Source organism: Kibdelosporangium aridum (assembly GCF_900176515.1).
GTDB lineage: Bacteria > Actinomycetota > Actinomycetes > Mycobacteriales > Pseudonocardiaceae > Kibdelosporangium > Kibdelosporangium aridum.
On record NZ_FWXV01000002.1, the window covers coordinates 1,407,396 to 1,423,402 of the forward strand.

15 protein-coding genes are annotated in these 16,007 nt (G+C 66.8%); 5 read left to right on the top strand and 10 right to left on the bottom strand.

Annotated features, from left to right (window positions below; genetic code table 11):
- Nucleotides 1-256 precede the first annotated feature (256 nt).
- The 3 genes from B9C43_RS16215 (at nt 257) to B9C43_RS16225 (ending at nt 2,940) form a co-directional block, all read left to right on the top strand.
- Nucleotides 257-1,573 (top strand): helix-turn-helix domain-containing protein, encoded by a 1,317-nt coding sequence (locus tag B9C43_RS16215; protein WP_084428233.1) that lies wholly within the window; start codon nt 257-259, stop codon nt 1,571-1,573.
- A 28-nt stretch (nt 1,574-1,601) separates the two neighbouring features.
- Nucleotides 1,602-2,501 (top strand): aminoglycoside phosphotransferase family protein, encoded by a 900-nt coding sequence (locus B9C43_RS16220; RefSeq protein WP_084427254.1) that lies wholly within the window; start codon nt 1,602-1,604, stop codon nt 2,499-2,501.
- 133 nt (nt 2,502-2,634) lie between these two features.
- The gene (locus B9C43_RS16225; protein ID WP_235038709.1) at nt 2,635-2,940 is read left to right on the top strand and encodes a hypothetical protein; all 306 of its coding nucleotides are present in this window, start codon (nt 2,635-2,637) and stop codon (nt 2,938-2,940) included.
- A gap of 87 nt (nt 2,941-3,027) precedes the next feature.
- Here the strand turns inward: B9C43_RS16225 and B9C43_RS16230 are convergent, their stop codons facing one another.
- The 5 genes from B9C43_RS16230 to B9C43_RS16250 form a co-directional block, all read right to left on the bottom strand.
- Nucleotides 3,028-4,047 carry a copper resistance D family protein gene (locus B9C43_RS16230; RefSeq protein ID WP_084427256.1) on the bottom strand — a complete coding sequence of 340 codons (1,020 nt, stop codon included), beginning with the start codon at nt 4,045-4,047 and terminating at the stop codon, nt 3,028-3,030.
- The gene (locus B9C43_RS16235; RefSeq protein WP_084427258.1) at nt 4,047-4,607 is read right to left on the bottom strand and encodes a copper resistance CopC family protein; all 561 of its coding nucleotides are present in this window, start codon (nt 4,605-4,607) and stop codon (nt 4,047-4,049) included. Before B9C43_RS16235 ends, B9C43_RS16230 begins: the two co-directional genes overlap by 1 nt.
- Nucleotides 4,604-5,377, bottom strand: coding sequence for a YcnI family copper-binding membrane protein (locus B9C43_RS16240; protein WP_084427260.1), 774 nt, complete (start codon nt 5,375-5,377; stop codon nt 4,604-4,606). The genes B9C43_RS16235 and B9C43_RS16240 overlap by 4 nt, the downstream gene beginning before the upstream one ends.
- Before the next feature lie 47 nt (nt 5,378-5,424).
- Nucleotides 5,425-5,964, bottom strand: coding sequence for a hypothetical protein (locus tag B9C43_RS16245; protein WP_235038639.1), 540 nt, complete (start codon nt 5,962-5,964; stop codon nt 5,425-5,427).
- A gap of 63 nt (nt 5,965-6,027) precedes the next feature.
- Nucleotides 6,028-6,468, bottom strand: coding sequence for a DUF6474 family protein (locus tag B9C43_RS16250; protein WP_033381281.1), 441 nt, complete (start codon nt 6,466-6,468; stop codon nt 6,028-6,030).
- A gap of 71 nt (nt 6,469-6,539) precedes the next feature.
- On the opposite strand from B9C43_RS16250, the gene B9C43_RS16255 reads away from it, so the two are divergent.
- Together B9C43_RS16255 and B9C43_RS16260 are read left to right on the top strand one after the other, a co-directional pair.
- Nucleotides 6,540-8,177: a TM0106 family RecB-like putative nuclease gene (locus B9C43_RS16255; RefSeq protein WP_200825554.1), complete on the top strand. Its 1,638-nt coding sequence runs from the start codon at nt 6,540-6,542 to the stop codon at nt 8,175-8,177.
- Nucleotides 8,174-9,001 carry a hypothetical protein gene (locus B9C43_RS16260; protein ID WP_084427264.1) on the top strand — a complete coding sequence of 276 codons (828 nt, stop codon included), beginning with the start codon at nt 8,174-8,176 and terminating at the stop codon, nt 8,999-9,001. The genes B9C43_RS16255 and B9C43_RS16260 overlap by 4 nt, the downstream gene beginning before the upstream one ends.
- On the opposite strand, the gene B9C43_RS16265 is transcribed toward B9C43_RS16260, so the two are convergent.
- The 5 genes from B9C43_RS16265 to B9C43_RS16285 are packed head-to-tail and all read right to left on the bottom strand — an operon-like array spanning nt 8,968 to nt 16,003.
- A complete protein-coding gene (locus B9C43_RS16265) occupies nt 8,968-9,480 on the bottom strand; it encodes a sarcosine oxidase subunit gamma (protein WP_235038640.1) in 513 nt (170 codons plus the stop codon). The two genes, B9C43_RS16260 and B9C43_RS16265, sit on opposite strands and share 34 nt — an antisense overlap.
- The gene (locus B9C43_RS16270; RefSeq protein WP_084427266.1) at nt 9,470-12,157 is read right to left on the bottom strand and encodes a 2Fe-2S iron-sulfur cluster-binding protein; all 2,688 of its coding nucleotides are present in this window, start codon (nt 12,155-12,157) and stop codon (nt 9,470-9,472) included. The genes B9C43_RS16265 and B9C43_RS16270 overlap by 11 nt, the downstream gene beginning before the upstream one ends.
- On the bottom strand, nt 12,154-12,396 hold the full coding sequence (locus tag B9C43_RS16275; protein WP_037275655.1) for a sarcosine oxidase subunit delta: 243 nt from the start codon (nt 12,394-12,396) through the stop codon (nt 12,154-12,156). The genes B9C43_RS16270 and B9C43_RS16275 overlap by 4 nt, the downstream gene beginning before the upstream one ends.
- 8 nt (nt 12,397-12,404) lie before the next feature.
- A complete protein-coding gene (locus B9C43_RS16280) occupies nt 12,405-13,607 on the bottom strand; it encodes a sarcosine oxidase subunit beta family protein (RefSeq protein ID WP_033381278.1) in 1,203 nt (400 codons plus the stop codon).
- A gap of 2 nt (nt 13,608-13,609) precedes the next feature.
- A complete protein-coding gene (locus B9C43_RS16285; RefSeq protein WP_084427268.1) occupies nt 13,610-16,003 on the bottom strand; it encodes a GcvT family protein in 2,394 nt (797 codons plus the stop codon).
- Nucleotides 16,004-16,007: the final 4 nt, after the last annotated feature.

Here is a 16,007-nt window from a genome sequence, read left to right on the forward strand (position 1 = left end):
TCGAATGCTTACCAGAAACTAGATTGGTACGTGGCAAACTCGAACGGGGTGATGGTGAGCTGATCGGGCAAGGTTTCACGATAAGCGGTCAGCGGACTTCGGCCCGACCGATCAGCCTGACCGATCACTACTTCTCGGCCCTGCCGCAATGTGTTTACTCTGCGGTTGACGCCCAACGGACTGCAAGGGGGCGCGAGTGAACTCCACCGGGTCACAAGGTGCTGTGGTAACCGCCGACGTCTGGGAGAAGCCGGACATGCGGGCAGCGCTTGCCGCGAGGGAGATCAGTCAGGTCTACCGGCTGCTGCGAAAGCACGGCATCTCGCAGCGGCAGATCGCCGCGCAGACCGGCCAGTCGCAGTCCGAGGTATCGGAGATCCTCAAAGGTCGCCAGGTCATGGCCTATGACGTGCTCGCGAGGATCGCCCAAGGCCTGGGCGTTCCAAGGGGTTACATGGGCCTCGCATATGACGAGGAGACACGGGTCCGCGTCGTCGCCACGGTCGACGACCAGACCCCCGAGGAGGCAGAGTCGGTGAAGCGTCGGAAGTTCCTCGCGCACGCCGCGGCCGTCACGATGGGCGCGAACGTGTTCGGCGCGGACTCCGGGCCGTGGGTCTCGAACCCGATCCAGACTCCGGCACCCGGGCGGATCGGCATGACGGATGTGCGCCAGGTTGAGGCCGCTACCAGGGCGTTGCGCTCGTTGGACTACCAGTACGGCGGTGGTTCCTGCCGCGACGCGGTGATCGCGCAGTTGTCGTGGGGTCAGCAGATGCTGGGGGCATCAGCGACCGACGTGGTCAAGCAACGCCTGCACGTCGCACTGGCCGACCTGCACAACCTTGCGGGATGGACGTCGTTCGACATCGGACTGCTCGACTCCGCCCGCAACCACTTCGGCAAGGGCCTTGAGCTGGCAAAAGAGGGCCGCAGCGAGCCGCTGGTGGCCAACATCCTCTACCGGATGGGCCGGGTCTACTTGCACAACGGCGCGCCGAACGACGCGCTCAAGATCTTCTCGCTCGGTCAGATCGCGGCGCAGAACTCCGGTTCGGAGTTGGCGGTGGCCGTGCTCTGCGCGAACGAGGCGTGGGCCTACGCGATGATGGGCCAGCGGGAGCAGACGATGAAGCTGCTCGGCCGGACGCGGGACGAGTTCGCCCGTGCCGACCTCGACGGCGCCGAGACCTGGGTGAAGTTCTTCACCGAGACCGACGTGCACGCGATGATCGGCACTGTGCACACGGTGCTCGCCCAAGAGGTCGACACCAAGCACACGAAGTACGCGATCCCGGCATTGCAGCGGGCGATCGACGCCTACGGCGACGACATGGCCCGCAGTAAGACCTTCAACCTCAGTGCGCTTGCCACCAATCACCTGATCGAGGGCGACATCGACCACGGCGCCAAGGTCGGTCGGTCCGCGGTCGAACTGGCCGAGAACCTCACTTCGGGCCGTGCGAAGGACCGCATGCGGCCGCTGAAGCAGGAGGCGGACAAGCGCCGCAACAACAGCCAAGCCCGTGAACTCTCCGACGCGCTCAACAAGTACTTCGACGCGGACGCGTGAGCAGGCCGAGCCACTGCGAACCGGTTCCATGGTCACATCCGAGGGACGGTTCAGCCGTGACAGCCTCGCCGCCGCGTTGACGCTGATCTGCGACCAGATCGGCTTGGAGGCCACGGGCGCCACCCTGCTCAGATTCACCAACAACGCGGTGTATCGCCTGGTCGGCGATACCGCGGTGGTCCGTATCGTCGGGTCACACGCGCTGCGGCATCGGGTCGAGAAGGTCGTCAGGGTCGCCGCGTGGTTCGCCGAGCACGAGATTCCGTCCGTTCGGCTGCTGGCCGGTGTCACCCAACCGGTACGAGCCGGTGAACACCTGGCGACGGTTTGGGATGTCGTGCCGGACGGCGGCCGCCAGCCTCGTGGCCGGGACCTGGGCGAACTGCTGAAGCGGATCCACAACCTCGCGCCGCCGCCGTTCGACCTGCCCGCGTGGGATCCCCTCGACGACGTGCTCAAGCGGATCGACGACGCCGAGGACATCAGCGACGACGACCACCAGTTCCTGCTGGACACGTGCGAGCGGCTGTCCGAAGAGCTCTCCGGTCTGAACTTCGAACTGCCGCCCGCGGTTCTGCACGGGGACGCGCATCTGGGCAACTTGATCCCGTCGCCGGACGGGCCGGTGTTGTGTGACTTCGATTCCACTTCGCTCGGTCCGCCGGAGTGGGATCTGACACCTGTCGCGGTGGGAGTCGGCCGCTTCGGCGAGCCGGCGCGTACGTACCGTGAGATTGTCCGGGCCTACGGTTTCGACGTCACCCGATGGAGCGGCTTCCGGGTGTTGCGCGAGGTCAGAGAGCTGAAGCTGATCACCAGTGTGCTGCCGAGTGTGCGCAGCAACCCCGAGGTCCGGCCGGAGTTGATGCGCCGTCTCGGTGATTTCCGGCGTGGGGACACCCGCGCACGGTGGGCCCGATACACCTGAATGGCGGTAACGCCGGGGCCTCGCTGAGCGAATCCTTTCTCGACAGATGGCCGCCGTTGCCCCAACCGGGGTATCGGCTACTCTGTGTTCAAGTTCTCGTCGAGTTTCGCTCACCAAGAGGTGATTGATCACGGTGTTGGGGCTGCTGAGCAGGACAGTCGGTGATGGTCGGCGCGTCAAGCGCGCGCTGCGGTCCGCCCAAGTGCTGGACGAAGTGGTGGAAGCTCAGCTCGCTCTGGTCTCCCGGTTGCCTGAGGACAGTCGTCGCCGGGCTGCGGACTACCTAGCCGAACTCGTGATGCTGGCGCAGAGCTACCGGCACTTCGCGGCCGGCTGGATCAACCGCAAGGAACTCGAGAAGCGTGGCGCGGCGACCATGCAGCGGCTTTCCGAGCTCCGCCGACCGCACGAACCTGCGCAGTTCACCGAACAGGACTGACCGCTCGACTCTTCGGATTTTCGCGGGCTTTTTCGGCGGACGTGACGGCCGCCACATAATCTTCCACTTGCGACGAACGGCGGATGATCACGCCACTGGCGCGCGGGTGAGCACGACGGCGAAGCCGAAGGCCAGGCCCATGATCGTCAGTTCAGCCGTGGCCCACGAGACCAACGCGGTCCGCTTGTGCCGCAAGATGCCCGGCAGCAGTCGCCACCGGATGTTCGCGCCGAGCAGTCCTAGCAGGACAACGCAGGTGATCTTGAGCAGAACGAGTACGCCATAGCCCGTTCCAAAGAGGTCACGCCACAGCGAGCTGCCGGGGGTGAGGACCAATTCCGCGATTCCGTTGAACAGTCCGGTGACTGCCGAGATCACAATGCACGTGGTGGCCAGTTTGGAGAATCGCGGCAATGCGTGTGCCAGCAGCGTGCGATTCGCGGCCAACAGGACCACGACTGCGCCCAGCCCGCCGGTCCACGTGACCGCGGCGAGCACGTGCAGTTCCATCGAGACCATCGTGATGTCGTGCCACGACCAGTCGGTGGCGTGACCGGTCACGGGCAGCGGCAAGAGCGTGAACAACGCAGCGGCCGCGCGGAGCTCAGCGGGTACGGACTCGCCTTTGCGGACGGTCCAAGCCGCGAGAAAGGCGCACAGCATCGCGAACAGGAACACCGCGACAAGCGCCTTGCCCGCGCCGACCGTCCGGACGTAGTCCCAGATCGCGGTGAGAGTGACCGATTGCGACAGTCGTAGCTCGGCGGTTTGCAATACGAGCGCGACCAACGCGGTGATCGCCCACGTGAGCGCACTTGCGACAGTCACGCGGCGCGTGCCGGCCAGTACAGCCTCGGCGAGTTTCGGGCGGTCGAAGCCGATCAGCAGGGGCAGCAGGGAAAGCCCGACGGTGACGACCGCGGCCATGTCCAGCAGCACCCGGACGACCGGGATGCCGTACCGGACCACCGCATCCGCCTCGGGCAATCCTGGCAGTGCGGTGGTCGCGGTGATCGTGAGTCCAATGAGGACACCGACGATCGCGGCCGAGACCAGCGCACCGACCAGGGCGAACCGAGGCGAACCGGTGGCCCGGGTCGAGCTCATCAGGCGTCGTCTTCCTTGCCGCCCATACGAAGTGCGAACACGATGCCGACGCCGAGCACGATCACGGCACCGACGATCCACACCCAGGTGGGGATTCCGCCGCCGCCCTCGTCGGTCGCACCCGGCGCGGCAGTACCCGCGCCGTTCTTGAACTTGGCAAGTTCTTCCGCGGGCAAAGGCGTGCCGTCGCCCGCTTTGTTGACCGTGAACGACAGTTCGCCCTGCACGGGGTGACCGTCAGCCGACAGCACCCGCCACGCGATGCGGTAGACGCCACTCGGGCCGAGCGGCCGCACCGGCGCAGTCACCTGGGTGCTGTCCACCTGCGGCGGAGCCGCTTCCCAGTGGTTGTTCTGCGGGTCGAGCACGGAGATCGTGTTGATCCCCTCGCCGCCCTGGACCGGCTGGTCGAACGTGAGCGTGATGGTCTGCGGGCCCGACTCCAAGGCCACTTTGTCCTTGGGGTTGGAGTCCACCAACGAGTTGTGCGCGAGGGCCGGAGTGGCCAGCCCGACGAACGCCAGGCCGGCCAACAACGTCGCGGCTACGAACCGCCTCATGCCTTCTCGCCTCCACGAGCGGTGGCGGTCACCCGCTTCGCGCGCAGCGTGGCGCCGATACCCAGGCCGAGGCCGAGTGCTCCGACGACAAGGCCGATGCCACCGAGCCAGCGCGCGGTGTTGTCAGTCCCGGCCGCCGCGGCCTCGTTGTGCGTGTCCGAGGCAGCGGGCTTCACCGCGGCCTGGCTGCCCGCACTGCCGTGTGCGTCCTCGCCCGCAGCGGCTGAGACGAGCTTGACGACCGGGGCCGGGTGCTCGGGCTCGCTGCCCGGGGTCGGCGGGGCGTCCCACTTCACGTCGCCCTTGGCGCCGTCGTACGTCTGGATCGCGGGGATGACCAGCTGGTCGACGTCCGGCAACGGACCGGCGGAGATGTCGAACTCCTGGAACTCGCCGGGGTTGATCCGGGTGCCCGGCTGCGCGGTCCAGGTGATCGTGTCGATCGCTTCCTTGACCTCGGCGCCGTGACCGCCCTTGACCGGCTTGTCCAGTGCGACCTTCTTGACCTCGGACGTCCAGCCGGGGACCGGTTTGGGCCGGGCGCCGGTCAGCGGGGTGTCCTTGGGGAACACCAGCGTGAGCTTGATCGTGCCCTGGGTGTTGTCCTCGTTCGGCACCCGGAAGGTGATCTTGGAGTAGCCGCCCTTCTTGGGCGGCTCGGTGACGTTGGCCGTCACGTGGGCGCTGGCGACGCCGCCACCAGCGAGAACGAGGGCTCCGGCGGCGATCGCCACGGCAAAACCGCGCGCCAAAAATCGATTTGTAGACATGGTGAAAGTGCTCCTGAAGGTGCAGGGGTGAGTGGGGAGATCTGGTTTCAGGAGCAGGCAGGCGGACCGCGTCTGGTGTGCACGCGGCGCAGCAGCACGGCACGGATGTGATCGATCCGCTCCGGCGATTCCGGCAGCGCATATGTCGCGCTGGCGACCGCGGGGAACTTCGGCGGCTCGATCAGGTCGAGCAGCAGCCGCATCGCCGAGCCGATCAAGCCGACGGCTGCGTCCGCCTTGGCCAGCAGCAGCGCGGTCACCAAGGTCGCGCCCGCGTGCGTCGCGAGCATCACCATCGGGTCGAAGAGCTGGTGGTGGCCGATGTGCGAGGGCACCGCGTAGTTGAGGACCAGGTGCATCGCTCCCTGGGCCATTCCGAGGGCTGTGAGCACCGACAACGGCCCATCGAAGCGGCTGGCGACAGCTGTGCCTGCCCACGCGACGATCATGGTCAGCAGGACAGCGAGGGCGGCATCCGGCGTCGCGCCGCCTGCCATGCCGTGCGCGGCGATGGCCAGCGCACCCGAGCTCACGGCCAGCGTCCAGCCACGCATCGCGCTGCGCGCGGTGACCGGTCGCTTTCTCACACGGTGGAGCGTAGCCAACGAGTCGCGCTGAATGAGACGGCCGGATTAATGAACCGAGACGTCTCAGATGCCCAACTTGTGCAGGAGTCGCTGCTCCATCTGGTCCAACTCGACGGCGACCGCCTTGTGCACGGTCCTGCGCTTCGCGGGGGGCATGCGTTCCGCGGCACGCACGGCTGAGGTGAGTTTGGCCAGCGTGTCGGACGTCTCCGTGACGAAGTGCTCGTCCTTGCCGCGGTCTGCAAGCTCCTGCAGCACCTCGGACAGCCCGGCGATCCTGGCGTGCAGCACCGCACCCCTGCCGGTGTATTTCGCGAGGTCAGTGATGGGAACCCCGAGTTTGTGAGCCCGGCGGTTGTCCTTGAGGTTGCGGAGCGTGGCCGCGGCTTTCACGGCGAACGGAATCAGAATGGGCGCGATCGCCGGGCCGATGACCTTGGCGACGGCGACTGCGTTTTTCGCGCTGCGCGGATTTATCCGTGGCGTTCGCTTCGTCGCGCTCATGGCCCTCAACCTACTGGCGGGCGGCAACAGCAGCATCTCGGCTGCGAGTGGCCTCGCCTAGAGTGCTCACTGTGACGGATTCGGTGCTGCTCGACGCTGGTGTGGTCAACCGTTGCCGGCGGCGGGTGCACTTGGAGCACGACCCGGCCATGCGGGACGCCCCGAGAGCCGCCCCCGACCCCACCGGCCAGCAGAGAAAAGCGGACGCGACGGCACATCGCCGCGCGGTCGCCGACCGGGTGGCGCGGCTGGTCGGCCCGGACTGGATGGAGATCCCCGCCGGTCCTGACCTGCGTGGAACCGACCGTGAGCAGGCAACGCTGGCCATGCTGACCGCAGGCGCCCGGTTCATCTGGGCCGCGCAGCTGCCGCGTGATCCCCTCGGCGGTCGGCGGGGCTCGATCGACTTGCTGGTCAAGACCGACAAAGGCTACGTACCGGTGCTGGTCGTCCGGCACAAGGTGACTGACCCCGGCCAAGGCGCCCGTACCTCACCATTGGGCGAGCCGATGCCGAACGGCAGCCGCGTGGACCCGTTGCGCAAGATCCGCCCGCAACCGCGTGACCAAATGCGGCTCGCCCACGCATGGCGGATGCTGCAGGCCGCTGGCTACGCGGCGTCCGGGCGCGCGGTCGGCGGTGTGATCGGCCTGGACGCGGACGTCGTGGCGTGGCATGACCTAGAAGCGCCAACATGGCCAGGCGGTCGGACGGCGTTGTCGGAGTACGACAACCGGTTCTCCGACCGTCTCGCCGTCGCCGCCGCAGCAGCCAATGGGGGACAACCGCTGGCGCGGCCGTCGCGCATCCTGGAGTGCCGGAGCTGCCCGTGGTGGCCGATCTGTGAAGTCACCTTGATGGAGAAGCGGGACGTCAGCCTCGTGGCACGCGGCGAGGACGCGATAACACTGCGGGCCGCGGGCGTACAGACCGTCGACGAACTGGCGGAGGTCCCGCTCGGGACGGACTTGCAACTGGTCGGGCTGCCATCGGACGACGCCATCGCGTTGGCCAAGGCGTGGCTGCGTGACCTCACGATGGTCCGCCGCGTGGCCGAGGTGACGGTGCCACGGGCCGACGTCGAGGTCGACGTGGACATGGAGAGCTTCGGCGACGCAGGCGCGTACATGTGGGGCGCGCTGCTCAGCGGTGCCGATGTCGGCGAGCGCCAGGGGTATCGCGCGTTCGCCACCTGGGAGCCGTTGCCGACCAAGGACGAGGCACGTTCGTTCGCGGAGTTCTGGGAATGGCTGATGGGCGTGCGGCTGCGGGCCCGCGCACGCGGCCTGACCTTCCGTGCCTACTGCTACAACGAACTCGCCGAGAACCGATGGCTGCTCGCGTCCGCCCGCAGGTTCAAGGGCAGGCCAGGTATCCCGACCGAACACCAGGTGCAGGAGTTCATCGACTCGGACGCGTGGTTCGACCTGTTCCGCAGCGTCCAGGAGCAGTTCCTGTGCGCGCAGGGCAAAGGCCTGAAGATCATCGCGCCTGCCGCAGGCTTCAGCTGGCGCGACCCGGAGGCCAGCGGCGAGAACTCGATGCGCTGGTACCGCGACGCCGTCGGGATGGACGGCGACGAGCCGAAACCAGACCAACGGGAACGCCTGTACATCTACAACGAGGACGATGTGCGCGCCACGATGACCCTGCGGCACTGGATGTCCTCGGAAAAGGTCTACGAGATCCCCTACGTGGGTGACCTGTGATCAACGCTCGACTGCTCATCTGGTGCGCCGCGCCGATCCACGAGGTGCGGGCCGTGCTGCATCGGTACGGGATGCGTTCCGTGCTCGTCGAAGTCGAGTCGGGGACTGTGGTCGTGCCACGGGATCAGATGAGTCTCTCGGTGGCCACGCAATGGGGCTACAAGGTGACGCGCAAGACCCACAAGGCAGCTGTGGTGTTCGCGTGGGACGACCAAGCCATGCTGATCCTTCCGGTCGCCGCGGTGGCGTTCGGCTGGAGCTGGGGCGACGACAAAGCAGCGATGAACGTGATGGCGCAACTCGCTGACTACGGCCGGGCGCGCAAGGCCTCGATGGCCCTGTTGAACGCGGTACTGCCGTCAAGGCAAGCACCGGACAAGCAGGCGCGAGCAGCCAAGCGGATCGCGGAGGCAATGGGCGTCGACGAAGCGACGGTCCGGCCACGCGTGCAGCAGTACGAACACCGGTTGCCGCCCGAGCAATTGCTCGACGAGCTCGGGAAGGGCGACGTGGCCACCGTGGTGCGCGCGGTCGACGCCGGTCATTTCGACGGGTGGCGCGCCGGGCGCAACAAGGTGATCGAGTGGAAGCGCCGGTACAACTCGGCACTGCTCATCGCGGTGGCCCTCGGGGGCATTGTCGGGTTCACAGTCGCGCTCATGCTGCCTTTTCTCGGCGTCGGCCCGATCCTGTTGGGCCCCGCGTTCGGCATCCTCGTGCTGAACATCTTCTGGCAGTGGACCCGGTACCGGATCAGGCAGTTGCCGATCGACGAGGTGTTGCCGATCGTTCAGCTGCCGTCGGACAACCAGTCGGCCAGGTAGGTCGCGAACGAGCCCCGAACGAGCAAGCGATAGACCGGCTCGTCCGAGGTCTGCCAGAGGATCACCTGGGTTCGGGCGATCGTGGTCTGCGCGCACCGGCCAGCGTGGAACGCTCGGGGGTGAAGGTCCAGCGTGCAGCCGTGTTCCAACAAATCACGGCTGCGCACTTCGATGGTCGTCCGGTTCGCCGACACGTCCACAACGGACGCCGACGGTTCTTGGAGCAGGCCGAGGAGTTCGGTGTCGCCGTCCGGGCCGACGACCAGCCACTCGTCCGGGCCCAGCCACAGGATGTCCCGGGAACCCGCCTCCACCACGGAGTTCGGCACCACGGGCAGCGGACCGCCGAGCCGTTCGGAGATCCGGGCGGCCGCGTCACTGGTCGGCATGGCCCGGACGTTGACCATGGTCAGGAACGGGATCTCGGTGATGCCCGGGTAATCCGCCAAGGGGCTACGGCGGAGCGACTCAACCGTCACGGCGGGCACCTTCCTTGTCGTAGAACACCGGCTCGGTCACGGTCGCGGCGATCACCCGGTCGCCGAGCGGCGCCAGCAGCGTCTCACCGATCCGGTTGCGGCCGTTGCGGATCAACGCCAGGGCGAACGTGCGCTCCAGCACCGCACTGCGGTAACTCGAGGTCACGTGTCCTTCCATCGGGACTGGCGGGGTGAGGTCGGCATCCGGGGTGACCATCTGCGCGCCTTCGGGCAGCAGCTCTGTCGGGTCGATGGGCAGCAGACCGACCAGGTGCTTGCGGTCGGACCGGGCGGTGTCCGGCCGACTGAGCGAGCGCTTGCCCACGAAGTGCTTCTGCTTGGACACGATCCACGACATGCCCAGGTCATGCGGGGTTACCGTGCCGTCGGTGTCCTGGCCGACGATCGGGAAGCCCTTCTCCGCCCGCAGCACGTGCATGGTTTCCGTGCCGTATGGGGTGATGCCGTACGGCTTGCCTTCCTCATAGATCGCTTCCCACGCGGCGAGGCCGTACCAGCCGGACACGTTCACCTCGTAGGCGAGTTCGCCGGAGAACGAGATCCGGGCGATCCGCGCCGGGATACCGTTCACCAGCGTGGTTTCCCGGAACGTCATGAACGGGAAGGCCTCATTGGACACGTCCAGCTCCGGCGCGACCAGGCCGACCACCGCGCGGGACTGTGGACCGACGACCGCGATCGTGGACCACTGCTCGGTCACCGAAGTGAAGCGGACGTCGAGCTCCGGCCATTCGGTCTGTGACCACTCCTCGAACCAGTCGAGCACGTTCGCCGCGCCACCGGTCGTGGTTGTGACGTAGTAGCGGTCTTCGGCCAGGCGCATGGTCACGCCGTCGTCGAAGACCATGCCGTCGGCCTTGCACATGATCCCGTACCGCGCCGAGCCGACCGCCAGCTTCTTGAAAGCGTTGGTGTACATGCGGTTCAGGAACTCGCCCGCGTCCGTGCCGACCACTTCGATCTTGCCGAGGGTGCTCGCGTCCTGCATGCCGACGCCGGTCCTGGCCGCACGGCATTCACGCAGCACAGCGGTTTCCATGTCCTCGCCGGGCTTCGGGTAGAACCACGGCCGCTTCCACTGGCCGACGTTCTCGAACTCCGCCCCTTGCTTGACATGCCATTCGTGGATCGGCGTTGTCCGAATCGGATCGTGCAGCTTGCCTCGATCACGTCCGGCCATCAGCGCGAACGACACAGGCACGTTCGGCGCCCGGAATGTGGTGGTGCCAAGTTCGCCGGGCGTTGTGCCGAGTGCCTCAGCGATGACGCCCAGCGCCGGGATGTTCGACGTACGGCCCTGGTCAGCGCCCGTGCCGATGGTCGTGTACCGCTTGACGTGCTCGGGCGACCGCATCCCGGCACCGACCGCGCGCTGGATGTCCGCGACCGTCGCATCCCGTTGCAGGTCAACGAACTGGTTCTGCGGATCACCCGGTACCAGCCAGACGGGTTGTTCCGGCGTGATCTCACGGGACTGCACCGCAGGAAGAGGCGGCGGCTCGACGGGATAACCGACGGCGGCCGCGGCTTCGACTCCCGCTTCGGCCGCTTCGATCAACGCCGCTCTCGTGTCGAAGGTCCCGTTCGCAGCTCCGACGACTCGGTTCTGCTGCGCTGGGGTGTCCGGAACAAACGCTTGACCGGTCCACTTCAAGGTGCCGCGCGACTGGCTGAACAAGTGCACCGCGGGCTGCCAACCACCGGACACCGCAAGCAGATCACACTCGATGCGACGGTCCCTTGTGGACACAGCGGTGATCCTGGGTTCGCCTTCGGTGTTCGTGATCACGCCACTGATCACCTCGACACTCTTCGGCGCGAGGTCCGGAGGGCTCGGGCGTGAGTCGACGACCGTCACCTCAGCCCCAGCTTGGACGAGCGCGGCCACTGTTCCATACGCGCTGTCGTTCGTCGTGAAGACAACAACTTTGCGGCCGGGCAGGACCGCGTACTTGGTGATGTACTTGCGGACCGCGCCAGCGAGCATGATCCCTGGCCGGTCGTTGTTCTCGAAGACGATCGGCTGCTCATGCGCGCCGGTCGCCAGGATCACCCGCCGCGCCCGGATGTGCCACAGCGTCTGGCCCTGCGCGACGAGCACATAATTGCTGTCGTAGTACCCGAAAGCCGTGGCCCCGTGCAGGACCCGCAGCTCCGCAGCCTCTTCCGCACCAACAATTCCCTGGGGGGAACCCCTGAATTTCACGTTACCGGAGGGGTACGACATTCCCGCGAGGATCACGCGGGCACCACCCGATGCGGCAGTCTTCGCGGCCGTGCGTCCCGCCGGGCCCGCGCCGATCACCAGGACGTCGGTGTGCGTGAAACGCTTGTCGTATCTGGGTTCCTCGGGATCCGGGACGAGACGGCCGATCCCGGACAGTGTGCGTGCTACCAGGCCGTCGGTGAGTTTGACGGTTGTCGCCTGGAGCGAAGGTTCGGAGCCGACCTGGACGAGAGCGTTCGGCTCCTCAACTCCGGCGGAGAAAATGCCGCGCGGGCGCTGCTTGTACAGCGAAGGCGCGACCTGCATAACGCCGTTGGCGAGCATGGCGGACGCCAGCGTGTCGCCCTCGAAGCCTTCGTATGAGACGTCGTCGACAACGAAGCGCAGCGGTTTCGTGCGGTCGATCTCGCCGCCCTCAGCGAGCCTCATGACTGGAACTCGCTGGTCACGGTGTTGCGGACGGTGTTGAACCAGCGGCGGCACCCGGCGGTGTGCACCCACCGCTCGGCGAAGTCGCCCTTGGGGTTGTCACGGAAGAACACGTACTGCGCCCATTCTTCGTCCGACAGCGACTCGGGATCGGCGGGGTAGGCCACGAACGCCTGGCCGCCGTAGTGGAACTCGGTCTCCTCGCGCTCGCCGCACCAGGGACAACTGATCAGCAGCATGCCTCTCCTCAGTGTGCGACGGCCGCGGCGCCGTGTTCGTCGATCAGGGCACCCGTGGTGAAGCGCTCCAGGGTGAACGGCTCGTTCAACGTGTGCGGCTCGCCGTGCGCCAACGTGTGCGCGAACACCCAACCCACACCCGGCGTCGCCTTGAACCCGCCGGTTCCCCAGCCGCAGTTGACGAACAGGTTCTCCACCGGTGTGCGGCCGATGATCGGTGACGCGTCCGGCGTGACGTCCACGATCCCGCCCCACGTCCGGATCAGGTGCGCCCGCGCGAAGATCGGGAACAGCTCCAAGGCCGCGGCCATCTGTTGTTCGATCACGTGCACCGAACCGCGTTGGCCATAGGAGTTGTACGAGTCGATGCCCGCGCCCATGACCAGCTCACCCTTGTGCGCCTGGCTGACGTAGACGTGCACGTGGTTCGACATGACCACGGTCGGGTGCACGGGTTCGAGCAGCTCTGAAACAAGCGCTTGCAACGGATGGCTTTGCAGCGGCAGGCGAATGCCGAGGGTCGAGGCGAGCACGCTGGTGTGCCCGGCGGCCGCGAGCCCGATCCGCCCCGCGTGGATCGGGCCGCGATTCGTTTCCACACCGGTGACGCGGTTGCCGTCGGTGATGAAGCCGGTGACCTCGCAGCCTTGGATGAGGTCGACGCCGTACCGGTCGGCCTTACGCGCGAAAGCCCAGGCCACATAGTCGTGCTTGGCGATCCCGGCGCGCGGCTGCCATGTCCCGCCGAGTACGGGATAGCGCACGTCCGGCGAGATGTTGACGATCGGGCAGACCTTGGCGACCTCCTCCGGCGTGAGCCATTCGCCGTCGATCCCGTTGAGGCGGTTGGCATTGACACGCCGCGTGCCCTCGCGGATGTCCTGCAGCGTGTGCGCGAGGTTGAGCACGCCGCGCTGGCTGAACAGGAAGTCGTACTCCAGGTCCTCCTGCAGGCCTTCCCAGAGTTTCAGGGCGTGCTCGTAGATCGCGGCGCTTTCGTCCCAGAGGTAGTTGGACCGGATGATCGTGGTGTTGCGGGCCATGTTCCCGCCGGCCAGCCAGCCCTTCTCCAGCACGGCCACGTTCGTGATGCCGTGGTTGCGCGCGAGGTAGTAAGCAGTGGCCAGGCCGTGTCCGCCCGCGCCGACGATGATGACGTCATAGGACTTCTTCGGCTCGGGGGTACGCCAGAGCCAGTCGGGGTGCTCCATCGCTATCCCCTCAACCGGGTCATCTTGGGGTCGAACAGCGGCTCTTCGGCGACGGTCGCCTCGATCCGGCGATCGAAATATCCAATATGGACGGTCTGGCCCGGGGCGGTCAGCTCAGCGGGCAACCAGGCGTACGCGATGCCTTTGCCGATCGTGTGGCCGTAGGCCGCGCTGGTCACGTAACCGACGCAGGTGTCGCCGTCGAACACCGGTTCCTTGCCCATCACAGTGTCGTCCAGCGTCAGGCACGTGAGCTTGCGCTTCGGCTCACCCGGCTTGAGGGCGGCCTTGCCGATGAAATCCTTGGACATCTTCACCGCGAACCCAAGACCTGCCTCGAACGGATCGTGCTCGTAGGTCATGTCTGTGCCGAACGACCGGTAGCCCTTCTCCAGGCGCAGGCTGTTGAACGCTGCCCGGCCACCCGCGATCAGGCCGTACTGCTCACCGGCCGCCCACAGCGTGTCCCACAGCTTCAGGCCCATGTCAGCCGTGGTGTACAGCTCCCAGCCCAGTTCACCCACATAGGACAGTCGCAGTGCGGTGACCGGGACGTTGCCGATGTAGCCCTGCTTGCCGCGGAAGTACTTCAACGCGGTCAGATCGATGTCGGTCAACGGTTGTACGAGGTCACGCGCTTGCGGGCCCCACACGCCGAGGCAGCACGTACTCGCGGTGATGTCACGGACCGACACGTCGTCGGGCAGGTGCCGGGTGAACCAGTCCAGGTCCAGGTTTCCGTTGGCGCCCACCTGGAACTGGTCCTTGGCCAGTCGCGCCACGGTGACGTCACTGCGGATGCCGCCGTCGATGTCCAGCAGCAGGCAGTACGTCACCGAACCGACGGACTTGTTCACATCGCCCGTGGTCATCCGCTGCAGGAAGTCCGCCGCACCACGGCCTTCGACCATCAGCCGCTTCAGGGCTGTCATGTCATAGAGGGCGACGCGCTCACGGGTGATCTGTGCTTCGACGGCCGCGATGGGCGACCAGTATTCGGCGGCCCATGCGTTGGGCTGGTGCACCTGACGGTCCTGCAACTGATCCAGATTCACCTCGTACCACTGCGGCCGCTCCCAGCCGTTGGCTTCGAGGAAGTACGCGCCGAGTTCCTTCTGCCGCTGGTAGAACGGGCTCGTGCGCAGTGGCCGCGGCGCCTCCATCGGCTGCAGCGGGTGCTTGATGTCGTAGACCTCGACGAAGTTCTGGCAGCCACGGGCCTTGATGTAGTCGGGTGCCAAGTGGTGCTTCTCGAACCTGTTCACGTCGCATTCGTGCAGGTCGTAGGACTTGCAGTAGCCGTCGACGAGCCACTCGGCCATCGCGTTGGCCACGCCTGCCGAGTGCGTGACCCAGACCGCCTCGGCGACCCAGAACCCGCTGACCGTGGGGGACTCGCCGAGCAACGGCATGTCGTCGACGGTGAACGAGAAGAGGCCGTTGATGCCTTCCTCGATCTTGGCGTCCTTGGTGGACGGCAGCAGCCAGCGCGTCTCGTACCAGGCCTCTTCGAAGTCCTGCTCGGTGAACGGCAGCACCGACGGCATGACCTCGGCCTTGTCGACGCTGAGGATGTCGTGCACGTCGACCGGCATCGGCTGGTGGCCGTAGAAGCCGATGCCGATCGTGTCGTGGCGGTCGCGGTAGTACAGGTCCGCGTCCTGGTGGCGCAGGATCGGCCGGACCGCCTCGGCCTGCTGGCCCGCGATCGCCGGGACCTGGCCGGTCCACGCCAGCTGGTGGGCGAGCGGGACCAGCGGCAACGTCATGCCGACCAGGCCGGCGACCTTCGGACCCCAGATCCCGGCGCAGCAGACCACGATGTCCGCAGGCAGCTCGCCCTTGTCCGTGACCACGCCGATGACGCGATCACCTTCGGTCTGGATGTCCAGGACCTCGTGGCGCTCCAACAGCTTCGCGCCTCGTTCCGAGGCTCGCTTGAGCTGCACCTCGACGGCCTTGACCGCCTTGGCCAGGCCGTCGGTCGGCACGTGCAGGCCCGCGCGCACGGTGTCCTCGCGCAGCAACGGGTACAGCTTCCTCGTTTCGTCGGCGTCGAGGACCGTGCCCTCGACGCCCCATGACGTCAGCCAACCGTGCCTGCGGTGCAGCTCCTGCTCACGCTCGGGCGTCAGCGCCACTTCGAGGCCGCCGACCTGCAGGAAGCAGTCCAGCTCGACCAGCTTCTGCACGGTGTAGCTGGCCAGCTCGGTCATCGTCTTGGACCCGTTGGCCTGGAACACCAGGCCGGGCGCGTGCGACGACGAACCGCCGGGCGTGGGCAGCGGGCCCTGATCGACGACCGTGACGTCGGTCCAGCCTTTGGTGGTCAGCTCGTCGGCGAGGGCGGCACCTACCACTCCGGCCCCGATGATCACGACCTTCGGTCCAGCCACACCA

Excerpts from the sequence above, each read along its gene's own strand:
- B9C43_RS16275 (WP_037275655.1), bottom strand. The coding sequence starts at position 12,396 with ATGCTGCTGATCAGTTGTCCCTGGTGCGGCGAGCGCGAGGAGACCGAG.
- B9C43_RS16280 (WP_033381278.1), bottom strand. The coding sequence starts at position 13,607 with ATGGAGCACCCCGACTGGCTCTGGCGTACCCCCGAGCCGAAGAAGTCC.
- B9C43_RS16240 (WP_084427260.1), bottom strand. The coding sequence starts at position 5,377 with ATGTCTACAAATCGATTTTTGGCGCGCGGTTTTGCCGTGGCGATCGCC.
- B9C43_RS16270 (WP_084427266.1), bottom strand. The coding sequence starts at position 12,157 with ATGAGGCTCGCTGAGGGCGGCGAGATCGACCGCACGAAACCGCTGCGC.
- B9C43_RS16235 (WP_084427258.1), bottom strand. The coding sequence starts at position 4,607 with ATGAGGCGGTTCGTAGCCGCGACGTTGTTGGCCGGCCTGGCGTTCGTC.
- B9C43_RS16250 (WP_033381281.1), bottom strand. The coding sequence starts at position 6,468 with ATGAGCGCGACGAAGCGAACGCCACGGATAAATCCGCGCAGCGCGAAA.
- B9C43_RS16230 (WP_084427256.1), bottom strand. The coding sequence starts at position 4,047 with ATGAGCTCGACCCGGGCCACCGGTTCGCCTCGGTTCGCCCTGGTCGGT.
- B9C43_RS16215 (WP_084428233.1), top strand. The coding sequence starts at position 257 with ATGCGGGCAGCGCTTGCCGCGAGGGAGATCAGTCAGGTCTACCGGCTG.
- B9C43_RS16220 (WP_084427254.1), top strand. The coding sequence starts at position 1,602 with ATGGTCACATCCGAGGGACGGTTCAGCCGTGACAGCCTCGCCGCCGCG.